General features: G+C 66.7%; 19 protein-coding genes and 2 tRNA genes. 17 read left to right on the top strand and 4 right to left on the bottom strand.

Annotated elements, in window-relative coordinates; translation table 11 throughout:
* Window positions 1–13: 13 nt before the first annotated feature.
* Window positions 14–781, bottom strand: a complete 768-nt coding sequence (locus V3B48_RS11750) for a MipA/OmpV family protein (protein ID WP_049412592.1) — start codon at window positions 779–781, stop codon at window positions 14–16.
* A 145-nt stretch (window positions 782–926) separates the two neighbouring features.
* Here V3B48_RS11750 and V3B48_RS11745 point away from each other — a divergent pair, with 145 nt between their 5' ends.
* From V3B48_RS11745 to pgsA, 12 genes are all read left to right on the top strand, one after another.
* Complete coding sequence (locus tag V3B48_RS11745; RefSeq protein WP_032128900.1) at window positions 927–1,598, top strand: response regulator transcription factor; 672 nt, start codon at window positions 927–929, stop codon at window positions 1,596–1,598.
* Window position 1,599: 1 nt separating this feature from the next.
* Window positions 1,600–2,952 carry a HAMP domain-containing sensor histidine kinase gene (locus V3B48_RS11740; protein ID WP_329893786.1) on the top strand — a complete coding sequence of 451 codons (1,353 nt, stop codon included), beginning with the start codon at window positions 1,600–1,602 and terminating at the stop codon, window positions 2,950–2,952.
* 59 nt (window positions 2,953–3,011) lie between these two features.
* A complete protein-coding gene (locus tag V3B48_RS11735; RefSeq protein WP_329893785.1) occupies window positions 3,012–5,411 on the top strand; it encodes a DNA internalization-related competence protein ComEC/Rec2 in 2,400 nt (799 codons plus the stop codon).
* Between the two features lie 3 nt (window positions 5,412–5,414).
* Window positions 5,415–6,077, top strand: coding sequence for a MotA/TolQ/ExbB proton channel family protein (locus V3B48_RS11730; RefSeq protein ID WP_019337175.1), 663 nt, complete (start codon window positions 5,415–5,417; stop codon window positions 6,075–6,077).
* Window positions 6,078–6,080: 3 nt separating this feature from the next.
* Complete coding sequence (locus V3B48_RS11725) at window positions 6,081–6,503, top strand: biopolymer transporter ExbD (RefSeq protein WP_032128903.1); 423 nt, start codon at window positions 6,081–6,083, stop codon at window positions 6,501–6,503.
* The gene (gene msbA / locus V3B48_RS11720; RefSeq protein ID WP_032128904.1) at window positions 6,500–8,248 is read left to right on the top strand and encodes a lipid A export permease/ATP-binding protein MsbA; all 1,749 of its coding nucleotides are present in this window, start codon (window positions 6,500–6,502) and stop codon (window positions 8,246–8,248) included. Before V3B48_RS11725 ends, msbA begins: the two co-directional genes overlap by 4 nt.
* Window positions 8,248–9,267 (top strand): tetraacyldisaccharide 4'-kinase, encoded by a 1,020-nt coding sequence (gene lpxK / locus V3B48_RS11715; RefSeq protein WP_032128905.1) that lies wholly within the window; start codon window positions 8,248–8,250, stop codon window positions 9,265–9,267. The genes msbA and lpxK overlap by 1 nt, the downstream gene beginning before the upstream one ends.
* A 74-nt stretch (window positions 9,268–9,341) precedes the next feature.
* The gene (gene kdsB, locus V3B48_RS11710; protein WP_329893783.1) at window positions 9,342–10,115 is read left to right on the top strand and encodes a 3-deoxy-manno-octulosonate cytidylyltransferase; all 774 of its coding nucleotides are present in this window, start codon (window positions 9,342–9,344) and stop codon (window positions 10,113–10,115) included.
* Window positions 10,112–10,600: a low molecular weight protein-tyrosine-phosphatase gene (locus tag V3B48_RS11705; protein ID WP_032128907.1), complete on the top strand. Its 489-nt coding sequence runs from the start codon at window positions 10,112–10,114 to the stop codon at window positions 10,598–10,600. Before kdsB ends, V3B48_RS11705 begins: the two co-directional genes overlap by 4 nt.
* Entirely contained in the window at window positions 10,597–12,009 is a 1,413-nt protein-coding gene (locus tag V3B48_RS11700) for a hypothetical protein (protein ID WP_121503786.1), read from the top strand. The genes V3B48_RS11705 and V3B48_RS11700 overlap by 4 nt, the downstream gene beginning before the upstream one ends.
* Window positions 12,006–13,850 carry an excinuclease ABC subunit UvrC gene (gene uvrC, locus V3B48_RS11695; RefSeq protein ID WP_329893782.1) on the top strand — a complete coding sequence of 615 codons (1,845 nt, stop codon included), beginning with the start codon at window positions 12,006–12,008 and terminating at the stop codon, window positions 13,848–13,850. The genes V3B48_RS11700 and uvrC overlap by 4 nt, the downstream gene beginning before the upstream one ends.
* Window positions 13,851–13,868: 18 nt before the next feature.
* Window positions 13,869–14,495: a CDP-diacylglycerol--glycerol-3-phosphate 3-phosphatidyltransferase gene (gene pgsA, locus V3B48_RS11690; RefSeq protein WP_012510614.1), complete on the top strand. Its 627-nt coding sequence runs from the start codon at window positions 13,869–13,871 to the stop codon at window positions 14,493–14,495.
* Between the two features lie 75 nt (window positions 14,496–14,570).
* Here pgsA and V3B48_RS11685 read toward each other — a convergent pair whose 3' ends face one another.
* Window positions 14,571–14,858: a hypothetical protein gene (locus tag V3B48_RS11685; RefSeq protein ID WP_201118657.1), complete on the bottom strand. Its 288-nt coding sequence runs from the start codon at window positions 14,856–14,858 to the stop codon at window positions 14,571–14,573.
* 110 nt (window positions 14,859–14,968) lie between these two features.
* Between V3B48_RS11685 and V3B48_RS11680 the strand changes: the two genes are divergently transcribed.
* A tRNA-Gly gene (locus V3B48_RS11680) sits at window positions 14,969–15,044 on the top strand.
* Window positions 15,045–15,181: 137 nt separating this feature from the next.
* Here V3B48_RS11680 and V3B48_RS11675 read toward each other — a convergent pair.
* The gene (locus V3B48_RS11675) at window positions 15,182–15,886 is read right to left on the bottom strand and encodes a hypothetical protein (RefSeq protein ID WP_329893781.1); all 705 of its coding nucleotides are present in this window, start codon (window positions 15,884–15,886) and stop codon (window positions 15,182–15,184) included.
* Window positions 15,887–16,401: 515 nt separating this feature from the next.
* On the opposite strand from V3B48_RS11675, the gene V3B48_RS11670 reads away from it, so the two are divergent.
* Together V3B48_RS11670 and V3B48_RS11665 are read left to right on the top strand one after the other, a co-directional pair.
* A complete protein-coding gene (locus V3B48_RS11670) occupies window positions 16,402–17,508 on the top strand; it encodes an NAD(P)/FAD-dependent oxidoreductase (RefSeq protein WP_329893780.1) in 1,107 nt (368 codons plus the stop codon).
* A 115-nt stretch (window positions 17,509–17,623) separates the two neighbouring features.
* A tRNA-Gly gene (locus V3B48_RS11665) sits at window positions 17,624–17,699 on the top strand.
* Between the two features lie 67 nt (window positions 17,700–17,766).
* On the opposite strand, the gene V3B48_RS11660 is transcribed toward V3B48_RS11665, so the two are convergent.
* The gene (locus tag V3B48_RS11660; RefSeq protein ID WP_329893779.1) at window positions 17,767–18,114 is read right to left on the bottom strand and encodes a hypothetical protein; all 348 of its coding nucleotides are present in this window, start codon (window positions 18,112–18,114) and stop codon (window positions 17,767–17,769) included.
* Between the two features lie 190 nt (window positions 18,115–18,304).
* Between V3B48_RS11660 and V3B48_RS11655 the strand changes: the two genes are divergently transcribed.
* The gene (locus V3B48_RS11655; RefSeq protein ID WP_329893778.1) at window positions 18,305–19,768 is read left to right on the top strand and encodes an efflux transporter outer membrane subunit; all 1,464 of its coding nucleotides are present in this window, start codon (window positions 18,305–18,307) and stop codon (window positions 19,766–19,768) included.
* On the top strand, window positions 19,765–20,904 hold the full coding sequence (locus V3B48_RS11650) for an ABC transporter permease (RefSeq protein WP_329893777.1): 1,140 nt from the start codon (window positions 19,765–19,767) through the stop codon (window positions 20,902–20,904). Before V3B48_RS11655 ends, V3B48_RS11650 begins: the two co-directional genes overlap by 4 nt.
* Window position 20,905 lies beyond the last annotated feature (1 nt).

Raw genomic sequence — 20,905 nt, 5'->3', positions numbered from 1 at the left:
TGCGGGCGCTCGATCAGAACGAGCGCATCAGGGAAACGAAGGCCGACGTCTGCGTACCGCGACGGGCCATCGGGCTGTCCTTTACTGCATCGCCGAACCACTGGTTGGCGACGACGCCGGTCGCGCGCCACTTCGTGCCCAAGGGCGTGCTGACTGCGATCTGCAGGCTCGGTGATGTCGCGCTGCCCGGGTTGTAGGCGGCGAGTCCCGAGCGCAGCGCTTCTTCGTCGGTGATGCCGTAGTAGTAGTCGAGCAGGCGCGCACTGGAGTGCACCACGCCGACCTTGGGCACCCAGGTGAAGCGACCGGCCTGGATCGGATAGCTGTAGTGCAGGCGCGACTCCATGCCACCTCCGTGCCCGGTGACCTCGCGCATCACGCTGGCCTCGACGATGCCCCAGTCGGCGCTGTACTCACCGTTGATGCCAGCCATGGCCGACATCTGCCGGCTGTGCAGGCGACGCAGCTGAGGATCGTTCACGTCGTCGGTCTTGAAGCGCAGCGTGTAGGGCGTGACTGCCGCCGACAGGCGCAGGCCCTCGCGCTTGTACAGGTACATGCCCAGCGAGCCCGGGCTGGCGAAGAAGCGCTCGCCCTGCCAGGCAATGGACGGTACGACCAGCGGCTTGACGTCGTAGTGGGCGTACGCCCCCGAGGTCGCGCCGGCACTGATACCGGCCTGCACGCCCGGGTTCCGGTCGGCGGCGTGGGTGATCAACGGCAGGCCGATGGCAGCGGAGAACAGCAACGGGCGCAGCAGGGTCGGGGACAGCGACGGCATCGATCAACCACTTTGCGGGGGATGGCTGTGCATGGTGCGGGTACAACATTGTCAGAACATTGCGCCTTCGCAACTGGCACACGAAGACGCCCAAACCTGGCGCCAGGCACTATGATCGGCACCGTTTCCGGTAGCCGAGCCCCTGATGCGCATTCTCCTGGTCGAAGACGATCCCGATCTGTCCCGAGCCTTGCAGTCGGGCCTGGAGCGGCAGGGCGTGGTCGCCGACGTGGTCGGCAGCCTGGCCGAAGCCGCGGTTGCGCTGCGCGAGCCGGTGCATCAGCTGATGCTGCTGGACCGTCAGCTGCCCGATGGCGATGGCGTGGCTTTCGTCGCCACCGCACGCGCGCTGCGCCCGAACCTGGCGGTGATCATGCTGACGGCCAAGGGCAGGTTGTCAGACAAGGTCGAGGGCCTGGATGTCGGTGCCGACGACTACCTGGTGAAGCCGGTGGCGATCGAGGAGCTGATGGCGCGGATCCGTGCTGTCTCGCGGCGGCCCTCGGCCATGGTGACACCGAGCCTGCATCTGGGCCGGCTGGAATTCGACTTCGAATCGCTGCAGGCACAGGTGGAGGGCCAACCGCTGGCGCTGCCGCGGCGCCAGGTGCTGGTACTGCAGGCACTGGCGATGCGCCAGGGGCGCACGGTCACCCGCACGGCACTGGAGGCCGCGGTGTACGGCTTCGACGATGAGATCCAGTCCAATGCGCTCGATGCGCACATTTCCAAGCTGCGCAAGGCGCTGCAGCAGGCCGGGGCGGGCGTTGAAATCCATGTGATCCGGGGCGTCGGCTACCTGCTGGCGGAGGCCTGAGATGGCGCGTCCGACACGTCCGATCCGTTCCATCACGCTGGGGTTGGCCTGGCGGTTGTTCCTGGCGCAGGCCTTCACCGTGCTGTTCGCCGTTGTTGCGCTGATCCTGACCTGGGGCGACAAGGACACCTGGGGCATGGACATGTTCATGGCCGAAGCCGTGGCCAAGGCCGTGCACAGTGAAGGCGGGCGGTTGGTGCTGGACCAGGCGCGCTGGAACAAGCTCGACGCCGAGGCCGGGGGCAACCTCTGGTTCGCGGCGGTCGACGACAAGGGTGTCTGGCTGGAACGCGGCACGATTCCGGCGATCCACGCCCCGCTGCTCGCGCGCCTGCCGACGCTGGGTGCCACCGAACTCGGCTCGCTGGTGCCGCCGTACCTGGACGTGGCGCGGGTCATGATCCGCAAGGAGGACGGGCGGCGCATCACGGTGATGGTGGGTGGGGCGCCGAAGGGCGGGTTGCTGGACGGTGCGCTGATGGTGCTGCGCCTGATCGGGCTGTGGTTTTTCCTGCCGCTGATCGTGATCACGCTGCTGGTCATGCCGACCGTGATCCACCGCGCGATGCGCGGCGTGCGCCGCTCCGCACAACAGGCCAAGGAGCTGGATATCGGCCAGCCGGGGGCGCGTCTGGATGCGCAGCTGGTGTCGACCGAGGTCGCACCGCTGGTGGAAGCCTTCAACGACGCGATCGACAAGGTGCAGCAGGGGTATGCCGCGCGTGACAAGTTCCTCGCCGATGCCGCGCACGAACTGCGGGTGCCGATTGCAGTAGTGCAGGCGCGCCTGTCGCAGTTGCCGCAGGGCGAGCTGAAGTCGCAGCTGCTGACCGACGTGGCGCGGCTCGGTAACGTTGCCGAGCACCTGCTTGACCTGCAGCGACTTGATCGTAATGTCGGCGCACTGCAGCGGCTGGATCTGGCGTTGCTGGTGCGCGAAGCGGCCGCCGATCTGGCGCCGCTGGTGGTGGGGGCCGGTTACGGCTTCGAAGTGGATGCACCCGAGATGCCAGTGTGGATCCATGGCGACAGCCTGGCGCTGGGGCGGGTGGTCGCCAATCTGGTGCACAACGCCATCGTCCACGGCGGCGGACGCGGCACCATCTGTGTGCGCCTGGATGCACGTGGCCTGCTGGAGGTCAGCGACCAGGGCGCTGGTATTCCGGTGGGCGACCGTGAAGCGATCTTCGAGCCGTTCCATCGTCTGCGCGCAGCGGGTAGCGGCAGTGGCCTGGGCCTGCATCTGGTGAAGGAAATCGTGCAGCATCACGGCGGTTCGGTCAGTGTCGGCGAGGCGGCCGGCGGTGGTGCCAGCTTCCGGGTCAACTTCCATCGCGGCACCGTCCGGCGCTGACAGCCACGCGGGGAAATCCCCGATAGGCAACCTCCTACGTCCCTCGGCAGGCTGCTGGAATGGTTCCCGAACGTTCCGCTCCGGCACTGTTTGGCCCCGGCTGCGCCGCCGGCCTGGTGCTGGGCGCGCTGGCCTGCGTGCAGATGCCGGCACTGCTGCCGTTGTGGCTGAGCGCGCCGATGGCCGTTGCCGGCGTCGCGGGCTGGCTGCTGCGCTGGCGCGGCCGCGCGTGGGCTGCAGTCCTGCTCGGCCTGGCATGGGCAACAGTGCACGGGCAGTGGGCCCTGCACGGCCAGCTTCCACCCGGTGCGCCGCCGCAGGATGTGCAGGTGCGGGGGCGGGTGGCCGATCTTCCACGGAGAGGGCCCGGCTACACGCGTTTCGTGCTGCACGTGGATGAGACCGATGCGCTGCCAGTGCTGCGTGGCAAGCGCCTGCAGGTCACCTGGAACGACCCGTGGCGCGGATCGCCAGCACACGAGGCGGAGGGCGGGCGCCACGCGGTTCGTGCGGGATCACATTGGCAGTTGTCGTTGCGCGTGCGCGCGCCACGCTCGCGGATCAATCCTGGCGGCTTCGACGGCGAACGCCATGCATTGCTGCGCGGCATTTCCGGCAATGGCACGGTGCGCGACCCCGGCGCTGCGCGTGAGCGCGCGCCTGCACAGGGCCTGCCGGCCTGGCGCGAGCGCAGCAGTGACGCCATTGCCACCCAGGTGGCCCATCCTGCCGCTCGCTTCGTACAGGCGCTGGCACTGGGCGATACCCGCGGCTTGTCCGATACCGACTGGGAACACCTGCGCGCGCTGGGCCTGACCCATCTGGTCGCCATTTCCGGTTTCCACGTTGGCGTGGTGGCTGGCTTTGGCGTACTGCTGTGCCGCGTGTCGTGGTGGCTGTGCCCGGTGCTGGGACGGTTCTGGCCTCGGCCGCAGGCGGCGGCATGGGGTGCGGCGCTGGCCGCAGCCGTCTATGCCGTGGCCGCCGGCGGCGCGCTTCCAACAGTGCGTGCGGCGCTGATGATCGGGCTGGTGGCACTGGCCCGTGCCGGGCGTCGCCCGGTGGGTGCGGGGCAGGGACTGGCCCTGGCCGCGATGGTGATGCTGCTGCCGGCGCCGTTGTCGGTGCTGTCGGCCGGCTTCTGGCTCAGTTTCGGGGGCGTGCTGTGGCTGCTGTGGTGCCTTCCACGAACCGGGCCGGACGGCGTCGGTGGGGGCCTGCGCGGCTTTCTGGCCGCCCAGGGCGTGGCCAGCCTCGGCCTGTTGCCGCTGTGCGTGGCCCTGTTCGGCGGCACCGCGCGCTTGGGGCCGCTGGTCAATCTGCCGATCATTCCGTGGTGGACCCTGCTGGTGGTGCCGTTGTCGCTGCTGGGTACCGGCCTGCACGCGTTGCATGATGGCGCCGGGCGCTGGGCATGGCGCGCCGCCGCCTGGCTGTTTGAGCTCAGCTGGCAGGCCCTGCAGCCGTTGGCGCTGCACCCGCAGGCGATGTGGTGGTTGGCTGAGGCGCCGCGCTGGGCGGTGCCGGCGGCAGTGGCGGGGGTGTTCTGGTGGCTGCTGCCACGCGGCGCTGGCGGTGGCCTGGCAGGCCTGCTGCTGTGCCTGCCGCTGCTGTGGCCCGCCCGGCATGCACCGGCTGAAGGCGAACTGGAGCTGCTGGTGCACGACGTAGGGCAGGGCACCGCGGTGCTGGTGCGTACGGCGAGGCACGCGCTCTGGTACGACGTGGGGCCGCCGACCGGCGGCGACGGCAACGAACGCATTCTGGTCCCGGCCCTGCGCGCGCTCGGACAGGGGCCGCCCCAGCAGGCGATGCTCAGCCATGACCATCTTGATCACACCGGCAGCCTGCCGAGCCTGCGAAGGCAGCTGCCCGGGCTGCAGCTGCTGGCGCCACCGGGCAGCACCATCGCCGGCGCTGCGCCCTGCCAGCAAGGGATGCAGTGGCAGTGGGACGGAGTTGATTTCCAGGTCCTGCACCCGGCACCGGGCAGCCGCCAGGCCGAGAACGAGGACAGCTGCGTGCTGCGCGTCGCCAGCCGTCACGGCGTGGTCCTGCTGCCTGGCGATATCGGCCGCCCGGCCGAGCAGGTGCTGCTGCAGGCGTCTCCGGCAGCACTGAAGGCGGATGTGGTGCTGGTGCCGCACCATGGCAGTGGCGGCAGCTCCAGCGCGCCGTGGGTGGCCGCCGTGGCGCCACGGCTGGCGGTGGTCTCGGCCGGGCACCGCAACCGCTTCGGGCACCCCCGCCAGGACGTGGTCCAGCGCTGGCAGGCGCAAGGGGCCGAGGTGCTGGCCACGGCCGATTCCGGGGCGATCCGCATATGGCTTGGCGCACAAGGGCTGCAGCTGCGTGAACAGCGCATCCACGCATCCCGGTGGTGGGATGCCGCTGGGCGGGCGCGGTCGGCTGCTATCCTATCGCCGATCGAACAAGCGGCCGTTGGGCCGGAGGGTTGAAACGTGTGGGAACTGGTCAAGGCCGGTGGCTGGCCGATGGTGCCGCTGCTGCTGTTGGGCGTACTGGCTTTGGCGATCATCCTGGAGCGTTTCTGGTCCCTGCGACGTACTGAAGTGCTGCCGCCCGGCCTCGGCCAGGAAGTGCGCAACTGGGCGGCACGCGGCAAGCTCGACCCGGCCCACCTGCAGACCCTGCGCGCGAACTCGCCGCTGGGCGCGCTGCTGGCCGCAGCGCTGGAAGCACGCAACCGCCCGCGCGACCAGATCCGCGAGCGCATCGAAGACACCGGCCGCCACCTGGTGCACCGCATGGAGCGTTTCCTCAACGCGCTGGGCACCATCGCATCGGCCGGGCCGCTGCTGGGCCTGCTGGGCACGGTGATCGGCATGATCCAGATGTTCCTGGGCATCCTCGACCATGGCGTGGGTGATGTGAACCAGCTGGCCGGTGGTATCGGCAAGGCGCTGGTGTGCACCGCCACCGGCATGATCGTTGCCATTCCAGCACTGATGTTCCACCGCTACTTCAAGGGCCGCATCCACGGTTATGTGGTAGAGATGGAGCAGGAAGCCAGCGCGCTGCTGGATACGCTGGATGGCCGCCCCGGCGTGATGAACCCTGCCGCTGCCACGCGCCCGGCCGGCGCGGCCACGGCGAAGGCCTGATCGATGCGTATCGGCAACGACCGATCCCAGGATGAGCCGCATATCGACCTGGTGCCACTGATCGACGTCATCCTGGTGCTGATCATCTTCTTCGTGGTCACCACCACCTTCGATGCGCGCTCGACACTCCAGGTGGAGCTGCCTACGGCCAGCCAGCAGCCCAGCAATGAGCCGCCGCGCTCGTTGAGCGTGCTGATCAACGCCGAAGGCCGCTACTTCATCAATGACCAGGAAGTGCTGCGCAGCGACGTCGAGTCGGTCAAGCAGACCATCGCGGCCGTTGCCGGCAGCGACCGCACCCAGCCGGTGCTGTTGCGTGCCGATGCCCGCACGCCCTATCAGGCCGTGGTGACCGCGCAGGATGCGCTGGGTCAGCTCGGCTTCCGCCGTATTGCCATTGCAACAGCACCCGAGGTGCGTCCATGAGTTCCAAACACGCGCCGGTGTGGCCGATCTACAAACGTCTGCTGGGATACACCCGTGCCTACTGGGGCATGATGGTCGCCGCCGTCATCGCCATGGCGGTGGAGTCGGTAGCCGGCTACCACTTCACCAAGCTGATGGAGCCGCTGGTCAACCGTGGCTTCGTCAATCCCGAACCGAAAATGGCGGTGATCCTGCCGCTGACCATCCTTGGCCTGTTCCTGATGCGCAGCGCCGCCACCTGGGTGAGCGACTACGCGCTGGCCAAGACCGGTCGCAGCGTGGTGCGCGACCTGCGTGAACAGGTGCTGGCCAAGTACCTGCACCTGCCGTCCTCGCATTTCGATACCGAATCGACGCCGGTGATGGTCAGCCGCCTCAACTTCGATACCGAGCAGGTCACCCAGGCCAGCGCCGATGCGCTCAAGACCGTGGTTGCCGACACCCTGACCATCATCGCCATGCTGGCGGTGATGCTGCAGATGAGTGTCAAGGTGACCGTGGCCATGCTGGTGGTGGTGCCGATGATCGGCGTGATCGTGTCTTACGTGGGCAAGCGCTACCGGCGCATCAGCCGCGGTATCCAGGACGGCATGGGCACGATGGCGCAGACCGCCGAGCAGTCATTGGCGGCCCAGCAGGAAGTGAAGGTGCACGGCACCCAGCAGCATGAGATGTCGCGCTACTCGCGCCTGGCCAACCGCATGCTGGCGCTGAACATGAAGGTGGAAATCACCCGTGCCGGTGCCTCCAGCGTGGTCCAGTTCCTGGCCGCGCTGGCGCTGGCGGTGATCGTCTGGGTGTCGACCCGTGAAGCACTGGCAGGGCGCCTCAATGCCGGCCAGTTCATGGGCCTGATGATCTCGATGACGGCGATCATCCCGTCGCTGCGCCGCCTGACCAGCGTGCAGTCCTCGATCTCCCGCGGTGTGTCCGCCGCCGAGCGCCTGTTCGACATCCTCGACATGCCGGTCGAGCGCGACGAAGGCCGCAACACGGTGCAGCGCGTGCGTGGCGAACTGGCCTTCGAGCACGTCATGCTGCGTTACCGCGAAGACAGTGGCATCGCCCTGGACGACATCAGCTTCGTGGCCAAGCCGGGTACGGTCACCGCCATCGTTGGTCGATCCGGCAGCGGCAAGACCAGCCTGATCCGGCTCGTGCCGCGCTTCTACGAACCCAGCGGCGGGCGCATCACCCTCGACGGGGTGGCACTGGACGACTATCCGCTGGCCGACCTGCGTCGTCAGGTGGCGATGGTCGGGCAGAAGGTCATGTTGTTCGACGACACCATCGGCGCCAACATCGCCTATGGCATGGACGCGACGGATGAACAGATCCGAGCGGCAGCTGAAGCCGCGAATGCCTGGGAGTTCATCGCACGCATGCCGCAGCAGCTGCAGACCCCGGTGGGCGAGAACGGCGCGCTGCTGTCCGGTGGCCAGCGCCAGCGCCTGGCGATCGCCCGTGCGATCCTGCGCGACGCGCCGATCCTGATCCTCGATGAAGCCACCGCAGCGCTGGACAACGAATCGGAGCGCCTGGTGCAGGACGCGCTGCAACGATTGATGCCCGAGCGCACCACGCTGGTCATCGCGCATCGCCTGTCGACCATCGAGCATGCAGACCAGGTGCTGGTGATGGACCACGGTCGCATCGTCGAGCGCGGTACCCACAAGGAGCTGCTCACCATGGGTGGCCTGTACCAGCATCTGCACAGCATGCAGTTCCGCGAAAGGCAGGACTGATGGCCGGCAAGGGTACCCAGACCCCGCCGTACTGGTACGACGGCACCCCGGTTCCGTGGGCGATGCGCCTGCTGGCGCCGCTGTATGCCGGCGTCACCGCGCTGCGCCGGCGCGCCTATCGGCGTGGCTGGCGCAAGCGCTACACGCTGCCGGTGCCGGTCATCGTGGTTGGCAACATCACCGCCGGTGGAACTGGCAAGACGCCGCTGACCATCGCGCTGGTGGAGCGCCTGCGTGCCGCCGGTTGGAAGCCGGGCGTGGCCAGTCGTGGCTACGGCCGCGAAGATGCCGACAAGCCGCTGTGGGTAAAGGCCGATACGCCGACCGCCAAGGGGGGCGACGAGCCGGTGCTGATTGCCTGGAAGACCGGCGTGCCGGTGCGCGTGGACAGTGATCGTGTTGCAGCCGGCAAGGCGCTGATCGAGGCCGGCTGCGATGTGATCGTCTGCGACGACGGCCTGCAGCACTACCGGCTGGCACGCGACATCGAGATCGAGGTGGTCGATGCGCAGCGCCGCTACGGCAATGGCCGGATGATTCCGGCCGGGCCGCTGCGTGAGCCGGTCAGCCGCGCCAGCGAGTGCGATTTCCGCGTGGTCAACCTCGGCCAGGCCGATGAGGAGACTGCAGCACAGGCCTGCGGCTTCGGCCAGTGGCCGATGGCCCTGCACATCGACAGCGCACAACCGCTGGCCGGTGGCCGTGCCCGTCCGCTGTCGTATTTCAAGGGCCAGCGCGTGCACGCCGTGGCCGGCATCGCCCACCCGCAGCGCTTCTTCGACATGCTGCGCGCGCGTGGCATCGGCGTCGTGCCGCACGCCTTCGCTGACCATCAGGCCTATCAGCCGCAGGACCTGTCCTTTGGCAGCCAGCTGCCGGTGCTGATGACCGAGAAGGACGCGGTGAAATGCCGCGCGTTCGGCAATGACTGGCACTACGCGGTCCCGCTGCGCGCCGAGCTGCCTGCCGCATTCTGGGTGGCGCTGACCGACCGCCTGGACAAGCTGCGACCGAACTGAGTGGCGCGGCGGCGCTTGCATTCATGCGCCGCCGGCCGCATTCCCGTTGTAACGAGCCTGCCGAGTACCGCCCCATGACCGAATTCGTCGTCGCCATCCCGGCCCGCTATGCCGCCTCGCGGCTGCCGGGCAAGCCGCTGCGCCCGCTGGGCGGTGAGCCGCTGGTGCTGCACGTGGCGCGTCGCGCGCTGCAGGCCGGTGCCGGCGAGGTCTGGGTCGCTACCGACGATCAACGCATTGCCGACGCACTGTCCGGCCTGGCCGAAGTGAAGGTGGCGATGACCGCCACCTCGCATGCCTCCGGTACCGACCGCCTGGCCGAGTGCGCGCGCATCGCCGGCTGGGCCGATGACACCGTCGTGGTCAACCTGCAGGGCGACGAGCCGTTCGCACCGGCGGCGGGTATCCGCTCGGTGGCCCAGGCACTGGTTGAAGGCAATGCGCCGATGTCGACCCTCGCCACGACCGTCGAAGACGCGCATACCCTGTTCGACCCGAACGTGGTGAAGCTCGTGCGCAACGTGCGCAACGAGGCGATGTACTTCAGCCGCGCCCCGATCGCCTGGCACCGCGATGGCTTTGCACGCAGCCGTGACACGCTGCCGGCCGGTCACAACTGGCTGCGCCACATCGGCATCTACGGCTATCGCGCCGGTTTCCTGCAGCAGTTTGCGGCGATGCCGCCGGGCCAGCTGGAGCAGGTCGAATCGCTGGAACAGCTGCGCGTGCTGGAAGCGGGTTTCCCGATCAGCGTGGCGATCTCGCCCGAACCGTTCCCGCCGGGCATCGACACGCCCGAGGACCTGGAACGCGCCGAAGCATTGCTGCAGACGCTGGCTGCCCGATGAAGCTGCTGGTCGTCTGCCTCGGCAACATCTGCCGTTCGCCGATGGCCGAAGGTGCGCTGCGCGCGCGCCTGGACGCTTCGCCGCTGGCTGGTCGGGTGCAGGTCGATTCGGCCGGCACCGGCGACTGGCATGTGGGCGAGCCACCGGACCGGCGAGCGATCGCCTGCGCGGCCGGGCATGGCGTGGACATCGGCGGCCTGCGCGCGCGCCAGCTGCAGGTCGCGGATTTCGACCGCTTCGACTGGATCCTGTGCGCCGATGAGGCCAACCTGCGCGATGCGGGTCGCCTGGCCACACCCGCCCAGCGCGAACGCCTGGCGCTGTACCTGCCGTGGTCCGGCGGGCAGGGCAGGGGTGCGATCCCGGACCCGTACACCGGCGGCAGTGAGCATTTCGAACAGGTCTGGACATTGGTCGACGATGCTGCAAAACGTGCCGTGGCACGACTGTTGCATGACGCCGACTCCGGCATAATCGGGCCATGAACGTCCAGCCCGTCCCGGACCTGCCCGAGTTCGCCACCTGGCTCAACGCCACCCCCTGCACCCTGACCGAACTGCGCGGTCGGCCGGTGGCGCTGTTGTTCGTCAACGCCGCCTCCGCCTGGAGCGCGCAACGCCTGGCCGAGTTCGGCCAATGGCTGTCGCGCCACCCCGGCAAGCTGCAGCCGCTGGTGCTGCAGGTGCCGCGCTTCGATTTCGAACGCGAGGCCGGCGCCGCATTGAAGCTGCTGCGTCGCCAGGGCCTGACGATGCCGGTGCTGCTTGATGCCGACTGGGATGGCTGGCGCCGCTTCGGCATCACCGCCTGGCCGACCCTGGTGCTGCTGGATGCGCAGGGCCGCGAACAGCAACGGCTGGTCGGGCAGGGCGCCCCCGGTGAGCTGGAGCGTGCCTTGAACGCGCTGTGCGAAGGCGCACCGTCGGCGCCGCCGCGTGGCGGTAGCGAACTGCACCCGGAACCCCGCCAGGCGCTGCGCTTCCCGCTGGGCCTGACAGTCAGTACCGAACGCCTGTACATCGCCGACAGCGGCCATCACCGCATCCTCGAATGCAGCCATGGTGGCCGCATCCTTCGCCAGTTCGGGCTGGGCACCGCCGATTTCATGGACGGCAACCTCGCCGAAGCCGCGTTCCACCGCCCGCAGGCGCTGGTGCTGGAGCGCGATTCGCTGTACGTCGCCGACACCGGCAACCACGCGGTGCGTCGTATCAACCTGCTGACTGGGATCGTCGATACCCTGTGCGGCAACGGCCGTCCCGGTGCACCGATGGAAGGCCCGGTCGCGCAGGCGCGGCAGGTTGCGCTGGACCATCCTGTCGGCCTGGCCATTGCCGACAACCAGCTGCACATCGCCATGGCTGGCGACAACCGCATCTGGAGCTACCACCTGGGCCAGCGCAGCCTGCAATGGCGCGCGGGCAGTGGTTCCATCGACGAGCGTGATGGTAGCGGGCATCTGGCTGCCTTTGCCCAGCCGACTGCGCTGGCCGTGGTGCAGCAGGTGCTGTACGTGGCCGATGCGCTGGGTTCCTCGATCCGCGCGCTGCAGTTGCGCGGCGATCTGGTGCAGACCTTGGTCGGGCAGGGGCCGTGGCGCTTCGGCTGCGAAGACGGTCCGCGTTCGGACGCCAGCCTGCAGTTCCCACAGGCCATCGCGCTGAGTCCGGATGCGCCGCTGTTGTGGATTGCCGATACCGGCAACGGCCGCCTGCGCACGCTGCGCCTGGGCGGTGGCGAACTGACCACCCAGCCGTTGCCACGACGCCTGCATGGCCCGGCGGGGTTGGCGGTAGGCGCCGGTGCGGTGTGGATCGCCGAGACCGACGCCCATGCCGTGCTGCGATTCGACCCCGACAGCGGCGTGCTCAGCGAAGTGCCGATCAGCGAATGACCGACGTTCCCGCCCCGGCCTTCGACGGCAAGGCCTTCGCGGCCCAGCTCAGTACCGCCCCTGGCGTGTACCGCATGTACGCCGCCGACGACACGTTGCTGTACGTGGGCAAGGCGCGCGCGCTGCGCAACCGTGTCGGCAGCTATTTCAACGGCAGCCCGAAGAACGCGCGGATCATGTCGATGATCTCGCAGATCGCGCGCATGGACGTGACCGTGACGCGCTCGGAAGCCGAGGCGCTGCTGCTGGAAAACCAGCTGATCAAATCACTGTCGCCGCGTTACAACGTCTCGTTGCGCGACGACAAGACCTATCCGCACGTGCTGCTGACCCGAGAGGACTGGCCGCGCATCGCGCTGCATCGCGGTCCGCGCGCCATTCCCGGCCGCTACTTCGGGCCGTATCCCGGCGTTACCGCCGTGCGCGAAACGCTGAACCTGATGCACAAGCTGTTCAAGCTGCGCAGCTGCGAGGACAGCGTGTTCCGCAACCGCTCGCGGCCGTGCCTGCAGTACCAGATCGGTCGCTGCAGCGCGCCCTGCGTGGAGCTGGTGCCGGCGCCGGACTACGCCGAATCGGTGCGTCGCGCCGCACTGTTCCTGGAAGGCAAGAGCGACGAGCTGATTCGCGAACTGGGCGAGCAGATGCAGGCCGCCAGCGAGGCACTGGAGTTCGAGCAGGCCGCGCGCCTGCGCGACCTGATCTCCTCGCTGCGCAGCATGCAGACCCGCCAGTACGTGGATGGCCGTGCCGCCGATCTGGATGTGCTGGCGGTGGCCATGCAGGGTTCGCAGGCCTGCGTGCTGCTGCTGGCTTTCCGCGATGGCCGCAACCTCGGTACCCGCCCGTTCTTCCCACGCACCAACGGTGAAGAAAGCCCGGAGGAAGTGCTGGCCGCGTTCGTCTCGCAGTACTACATCGAATTCGAGCCGCCGCGCGAGATCCTGCTGGATCGCGAGATTCCCGATGCCGACCTGCTGGTGGCCGCGCTGTCAGCCTCGGCCGAGCGCAAGGTGCAGCTGAAGTGGAACGTGCGCGGCGAACGCGCCGGCTATGTGGAACTGGCCAGCCGCAACGCGCAGCTGACCCTGGCGACCGAACTCAACAGCCGCAACGCGCAGCACGCGCGCAGCGACGCGCTGCGCGACATGCTGGGCCTGGCCGAGCCGGTCAAGCGTGTTGAATGTTTCGATATCAGCCATACCATGGGTGAGGCCACCGTGGCCTCATGCGTGGTGTTCGACGCCGCCGGTCCGGTGCGCGCGCAGTACCGCCGCTTCAACATCAGCGGCATCGAGCCGGGCGACGACTACGCCGCCATGCGCCAGGCCATCGACCGCCGCTTCCGCCGTGCAGTGGAAGAGCAGGGCGTGCTGCCGGACGTGCTGCTGATCGACGGCGGCGCCGGCCAGTTGGCCCAGGCCCAGGCCGCGCTGGCCGACCTGGGCGTGGAAGGCGTGTTGCTGGTGGGCGTGGCCAAGGGCGTGGAACGCCGCGCCGGCCACGAAGCGCTGGTGATGCCCGATGGCCGCGAGCTGCGCCCGGGCGCGGCAAATCCGGCGCTGCAGTTCATCCAGCAGGTGCGCGATGAGGCGCACCGCTTCGCCATCACCGGCCACCGCGGCCGCCGCCAGAAGGCGCGGATGACCAGCAAGCTGGAGGACATCCCTGGTATCGGGCCGCGCCGCCGCGCCAGCCTGCTCAAGCATTTCGGCGGCCTGGTGGGCCTGAAAGCCGCTGGCGAAGCGGAAATCGCCAAGGTGGAAGGCATCAATGACGCCCTCGCGGCACGTATCTACGCTAACCTGCACGGGTTGGCCACGCCTGATGCGGCCGAGTAGAGAGAGAAGCACGCAAGCATGAAGTTGACCCTGCCCACCTGGCTGACGTTGTTGCGGATCGTGATGATCCCGGTGCTGGTGCTGGTGTTCTACCTGCCCTACACCTGGACCAACTTCGCTTCGGCGGCGATCTTCGGCCTGGCCGCGATCACCGACTGGCTCGATGGCTGGATCGCACGCCGTTACCAGCTGGAATCGGCCTTCGGCGCCTTCCTCGACCCGGTCGCGGACAAGCTGATGGTGGCGGTGGCGCTGTTCCTGATCGTGCAGGGTCACCCGACGCCGTGGATGGCGTTCTGGGCGGCAGTCATCGTCGGCCGTGAGATCGCGGTATCGGCGCTGCGCGAATGGATGGCCGAGCTGGGCCAGCGCGCCAAGGTGCGCGTGGCGATGATCGGCAAGGTCAAGACCACGGCGCAGATGGTCGCGCTGCTCTGCCTGCTGTATTCGGTGGCACCGAACGTGCCGGTGGAAGACATCTGGATGGGCTGGCCGGTGTTCCACATCGGCGACTGGACGCTGGCGATCGCCGCGGTGCTGACCCTGTGGTCGGGCCTGCAGTACCTGCACGCCGCCTGGCCGAGCCTGCGCGATGACGAGCGCGCTGCGCGCGAGCGTGCACGGCAGAAGAAGCTGGGCAACTGAGCCCCGGGGTCGGATCCCTTTCCGCAGGAAAGGGCTCTGACCCCATCGATGCGCCTATCCACGCATGGCGTGGATCTACTGGGGTATGCCGTCTTCGACATGTACATGCTCCATTGATGCACATGTGAACCCTCCGATGAAGAGGGCTTCGCGTTGCTCTGGGCGCTTGGGCGTGAAGGTGCCCAAACGCAGTGCTTGGTCGTACGCGCCTTCATTCAATGGATAGCGGGTGAGTACGCCTGTCAGGGAGTGCTTGGCCGCCCAAGTCAGTCCCGACTCCCGGCTGACGAAGACACCTCCGGCGAAGCGCGCGCCTGCGCCGTGGAAGACCCAGATGCCAGGGATTTCGGTGTTGATGTTCATCTCCTTGGTAGATCCACGCCATGCGTGGAATCAACATTTCGGTGACTTCGTGAGGTCCCGGAAAAAGCACTTGACGCCATTTCCAGAACAGGTAGAATTTCGCCTCCCAAGCGGGAATAGCTCAGTTGGTAGAGCGCAACCTTGCCAAGGTTGAGGTCGCGAGTTCGAGTCTCGTTTCCCGCTCCAGATTCAAGAGAAACGCTCCCGCAAGGGGGCGTTTTTCGTTATGGGCCATCAAAGTGCCCTGAGGTGATTTCGACCTGGGTCTGAGAGTTGCTCGATGTGGTGGGCCCCAACATCCGGCCTGTCAGGCCGGTCGATCATCATCGCGCACCAGACTTGGCCCTTGGTTCGCGAGGCTTGGTGTCCTCCAGAAAAATTTTCATCCATGCATCCATGACTCTGAAGACGTCGATGTCGAATTCTGGAGTTGCAGGATTCTCGTGCCACCAGATCAGGCCATCTGAATCGCCATGGCTGTCGGCGTTCACTGCGACATAGTCTCCGCCACCATTCGAAAGTACGGTGATCCAACTTGCCGCAAAAGAGTCGTCTGCCTCATCGATCAGTTCGGAGACCCGTGACTGGTCACCAAGGCGTTGCGGGCCCATGGAGCGCGCAGGAAAGAAGGTATATCCGTCGTGCACTTCGCGATAGAAGTCCTGCAGTCTTCTGGGCAGATGCTTGAACTCGAAGGTCTCTTTGGCTTCACCTTCGACGGGCTTTCCCCCTACGTAGTAGTAGAGACCATCTCCGTCGTGAAAGATGTACGCCAATTCAACTTCACCACCTAGTAGCAGTGCTGTGCCCAGCAGGCAGTCGTTGAACAGTGCAATTGTCGATGGGAATTCATTGGAGAATGAGCTCCAGCCAGCAGGAAAGACCGGGGCGACGTCGGGCCTGAGTCCGAAGTTCTCCCAGCTTCTGGGCAATGCGACATCTTGAGGTACATCATCGAGTGAAAGACATACCTTGTGATGGGGGAATGTATTGCCAAGGTCCTTGGCAATGTCATCAAGCGTAGTCATGTCATTCTTCCTGCAGCGACCCGAAATAATTTCCTGTAAACCAATCGTCCTGCTGATCGATAAATCCGTCTGTCTCGAAGTTTTGAATAAGCATCTGCTCGGCCTCTTGGCAGTGCGCTCATTCCGAATGGCTTGTCGTACGTTGCTATGCTGGGCGGAAAGGGGCCATACAAATAGTCCGAAAAGACGCAGCAAATGCCCATGTTCGAATCTAATGTGACCAGGACATTTCCGGGCGACGAGGAGGGGCCTGCCAGCCTTTGGAACAGTGCCAGTCCTCCGACGCAGATCGGTCGATGCCGGAGGGAATAGACCAGTTGGTAGAGCGCAACCTTGCCAAGGTTGAGGTCGCGAGTTCGAGTCTCGTTTCCCGCTCCAGATTCAAGAAAAACGCTCCCGAAAGGGGGCGTTTTTCGTTTGCGTCCAACGCGCTTCATTGCCACTTCACCGTCGCCCCATCGCCCCACCACATGAAGGTTGGATGCTGCATCCTTCGTTCCAAGGGTGACGCCGCGATGCCTCATCAATCCTCCGCCTACGACCACGACGTGGTCATCGTCGGCGCCAGTTTCGCTGGTGCCGCCTGCGCATTGGCTGCTGTCCAATATGGACTGCGCGTCTGCGTGCTTGAACGCAAGGCAGATCCCGGCGAGCGCCTGCACACCACCGGTATCGTGGTGAAGGAAGCGATGGAGCAGACCTGGCTGGGGCGCATGCCCGAATACCTGGTGCAACGCGTTGCCAATGTGCGGCTGTATGCGCCGAATCTGCGCAGCGTGTTGTTGGCTGCGCCGGGCTATTACTTCCTCACCACCGATACGCCGAACCTGATGCGCTGGCTGGCCAGCGAGCTGCGCGCGAACGGTGTCGACCTTCGCCTGCAGCAGTCCTTCACCGACGCCCATCGCAGTGGTGACGGCTGGCAGGTGGAAGGGGCAGGGCGCTGCGCCTACCTGGTCGGTGCCGATGGTGCACGTTCGCGCGTGGCCCGGCGCACTGGCCTTGGCCAGGTGCGCGACAACCTCTACGGCGTCGAACGTGAGTTCGCCGGCCTGCAATTGCCGCAGGGTGACGCACTCCATTGCTTCGTCAGCAAGCGCTTTGCACCGGGCTACATCGGCTGGGTCGCGCAGAATCCAACCGGCCTGCAGGTGGGATTGGCGCTGCGCCATGACCCCAATCAGGTACGCCCGCCTGATATTGATGGCTTCCTTGAGCACGTGCGCGATGTGGTCGGCATTCCGCTTTCGGCGCGCCCCTCGGCTACCCGTGCCGGCCTGGTGCCTTGCGGCCGGCCGGATGGGCCGATCACTGGCCAACGGCTGATCCTGACCGGCGACGCGGCGGGCATCGTCTCGCCATTGTCCGCCGGGGGCATCCACTCCTCGTGGCGGCACGGCTGGGCGGTCGGCGAGGCGATTGCCCGCCATCTGCGTGGGCAAGGGCCGGAAGCGGAACGGGTGGCGCGGCAGGTGGCGCCGGCATTCCATGGCAAGCGCCTGCTGCGCTGGGCGATGGATCATCTGCAGGCCGACTGGCCGCTTAACGCACTGCTGCACACGGCGACCACGCGGCGCATCGCCGAGCAGGTCTACTTCCATCGCCGTGGCCTGCGAACCTGAGGTATCGGTCCTGGGGGCCTGAACGCCGCCCCACAATGCACGCGAAAATTCCTGTTGACGCCGTGCAGCAATATCGACACAATAGCGCTCCTTCGACGCAGGTCGAACGGAATCTGCGGGAATAGCTCAGTTGGTAGAGCGCAACCTTGCCAAGGTTGAGGTCGCGAGTTCGAGTCTCGTTTCCCGCTCCAGATTCAAGAAGAACGCTCCCGCAAGGGGGCGTTTTTCGTTTGTCACACCGGTTGCACCACCGCCGCGCTAGCGTGCCTTGCCGGACAGGGCGCTGCACCAGGTCCGGGCATCCTGCCGGTGGAAACCGGGGCAGCGGTTGTCCTGCGGGATGTAGACGTAGGGAGCGTCATCTTCGTAGGTGAAGTGGTAGTAGTAGGTCCGGTCCTTCCCGTACAACCAGTAGTTCGACGAGCCCTGGTTGATGGCATACGGCTCGAACGTGAAGATCGAGGATTCGGCGGGAATGAAGTTGCTGCGCTCCATCAGTAGCAGCGTGGCGTTCGAGACCAGTGGGGTGGTCAGGACGAGCACGATCACACCGACAGTCGCTGTCGTGATCGAGCCAATCAGCAGCCAGCGGCGGGGGCGTTTCACGGTCGGGCAGCATCGAAGCAAGACAATGCCGCAATGTGCAATACGCTGTGAAAGTCGTCCAGTGTTCCGTGCCGGGAACGCATTGAAAGCGTAGTGAAAGACTGGGTCGGCGTTGCCTGAACCGCACGCGTGCTGTGACCTTTTTCGGACGATTTCTCCATGTTCGCTCCACAATCGCACGGTAGCCTTCATGCTCCTTCTACACGTTGGCGGGCTGGTGGTCAGGCGTATCACTTCAGTGGCAGTGCCCAAGGCCGGGCACGGACTCTCCCTGCATGCAGTGCTGCGCCCTGGTGCGTTGTTGGCAAGCCTGGCCCTGGCCGGTTGCATGTCGGTGCCTGTTCCGGACCTGCCTGACCGCACGCCCAGCACCTGGACCCAGGTGCCGCAGGGCCAGGGCGTGGCAGTGGATGCCAGACAGTGGTGGAAAGTGCTGTCCGACCCGGCACTGGATGGCCTGGTCGACCAGGCCATCGCCGGCAACCTGGACCTGCAGCAGGCTACGCTGCGCCTGCAGGCCGTTCGGATCGTCGCAGGCACTTCCGACTCGCGTTTCCTGCCGGAAATCTCGGCCAGCGCCAAGCAGGTGCAGGACGCCGCCGCCGTCGATACCTACTTCCATGCCGGCATCGAAGCGATCTGGGACTTGGGCCTGTTCGGCGCCGCCGAGAGCGCGCAGTTGAGCGCGCAGGCTTCGGCCGGCAATGCCGAGGCGCTGCGCAATGCCGCGCAGGTGGCGGTGATTGCCGACGTGGTGCGCAGCTATCTGGACCTGACCGTTGCACAGGCCCAGCAGGACCTGCTGGCCCGCCAGCAATCGGTGGATGACCGCAGCGAGCACCTGGCCCTGGTCCGCCAGCGCCTGCGCCTGGATGAGCCCGGCGAACTTGATCGCCTGCGTGTACGCCAGGCCGCCACCCACGCCGCCATCGCACAAGCCCGGGAAAACGCCGACAACGCCGCCCGTGCGCTGGCATTGTTGCTGGGCCGTGATGGCCCGGATCCGGCTTGGCGCGCCTATCGCTCGCCGCCGAAGCTGGGCACGTTCTCCCTGCAGCAGGTACCGGCCGATCTGCTGCGCCACCGCCCGCAGATTCTGCTGGCCGAATCTGAAGTGATGCAGGCCGCGGCCAGCAAGGGCTCCGCACGCGCTGCGATGTATCCGCGGGTCAGCCTCGGTGGCTCCATCCTGTACGCGTACAACCTCACCCAGAACGCCCGCTCCAACTCCGACTCCAGTCCCTCGATCGGCCCGTACATCGATATCCCCCTGTGGGATTGGGGCCAGCGTCGTGCACGCTTCAATGCCGATGAAAAGCAGTTGGATGCCGCGTTGCTCGGTTATCGCAAAGCGGTACTGGAAGGCGTGAGCGAAGTGGAGGGCGCGCTGGGCAGCCTGGCGCGCCAGGACAGCAGCATCCAGTCGCTGCGTGCGGCCAATGATGCCGCCGGCCAGCAGGTCAAGCGCCAGGCACGGCAGGTGCAGCTGGGCCTGTCCAGCGAGTTCGATGGACTGGATACGCAGCGTGCCGCGCTCGCCTCGCAGGCTGATCTGATCGGTGCGCAGGGCGCACGCGTGCTCGCTTTTGCTTCGCTGTACCGCGCCCTCGGTGGCGCACCGCTGCCGGTCGAAGCCGAGGACGCGTCGCAATGATTGCGCTGGCCCGAAAGACCCTGGCCTATGAGTGGCGCCGGTTCCTGCCGGTAGTGCTGGCGATGTGTTTCGCTGGCGTGCTGCTGATCGTGCAGGCGGCGCTGGTGCTGGGCATCTTCGGTACCGCCGCGATCTACGTGAAGGCATCGTCGGCCGATATCTGGGCCGGTTTCCCCGGCACCCAGAGCGTGAACTACGGCCATGCAATCGGCGCGGATGTGGAAAGCCACCTGCGCATGGATCCGGATGTCACCCGCGTCGAACCCTACGAGTGGGTCGATGGCGAATGGCGCTCCAGCGCGCAGGGTACCGGTAACGTGTCTGTGTATCTGTCCGGCATCTCCACCCAAGGCGACGCGATGATGTTCGCGCGCATCCTGCCCGCCGACCTGCGCGCGCAGCTGCGCGAACCCGGTGCGGTGATCGTGGATAGCGCCGATCTGGATACGCTGGGCGTGGACCTGCAGAACAACCGTGCGTGGATCAATGGCAAGGCGGTGCGCGTGGTCGCGGCACAACCGGGCCTGCGTGGCCTCGGTGGCGTCAACGTGCTGGCCTCGCTGGATACCGCGCGCGCCATCGCCGGTACCGACCCACATGAGGGCAGCACCTATTTCGTGGCAGGTCTGCGCTCGCCGGACCTGGCAAACGACGTGCGTGACCGCCTGGCCACGTCGATGGGGCAGGCCACGCCGGTCGAGTTCTGGACGGCACCGGAGTTCGCCAGCCGCTCGCAGCAATACTGGCTGTTCGATACCGGTGCCGGCATCGCAGTGTTGTTCATGGCCGTCATCGTCTGCTTTGTCGGCGCGGTGATCACCAACCAGTCGTTTGCTTCGGTGGTGGCCGGTTCGGTGCGCGAGTACGCCACGCTCAATGCACTCGGTGCCGGGCGCTATGCGCTGGCGCGGGTGGTGTTCGAGCAGGCACTGTTGATCGGCGGCGTGGGCATGTTGCTGGCGGCGGCGTTCAGTACCGTCGTGCTGTTGATCGCACAGACCCAGCGCGTGCCGGTGCAGCTGACACCGATGGTGATCATCGGTTGCGTGGCGCTGGTCGCGGTGATGGCCATGCTGTCGAGCATCATGGCGGTACGCAGTGTCGTCCGCTCCGATCCATCGTTGCTGCTGCGTTGAG

Source organism: Stenotrophomonas sp. SMYL20 (assembly GCF_036320045.1).
In the GTDB taxonomy this organism is placed as follows: Bacteria; Pseudomonadota; Gammaproteobacteria; order Xanthomonadales; family Xanthomonadaceae; genus Stenotrophomonas; species Stenotrophomonas maltophilia_A.
This window is presented reverse-complemented; position numbering and strand designations above follow the sequence as displayed.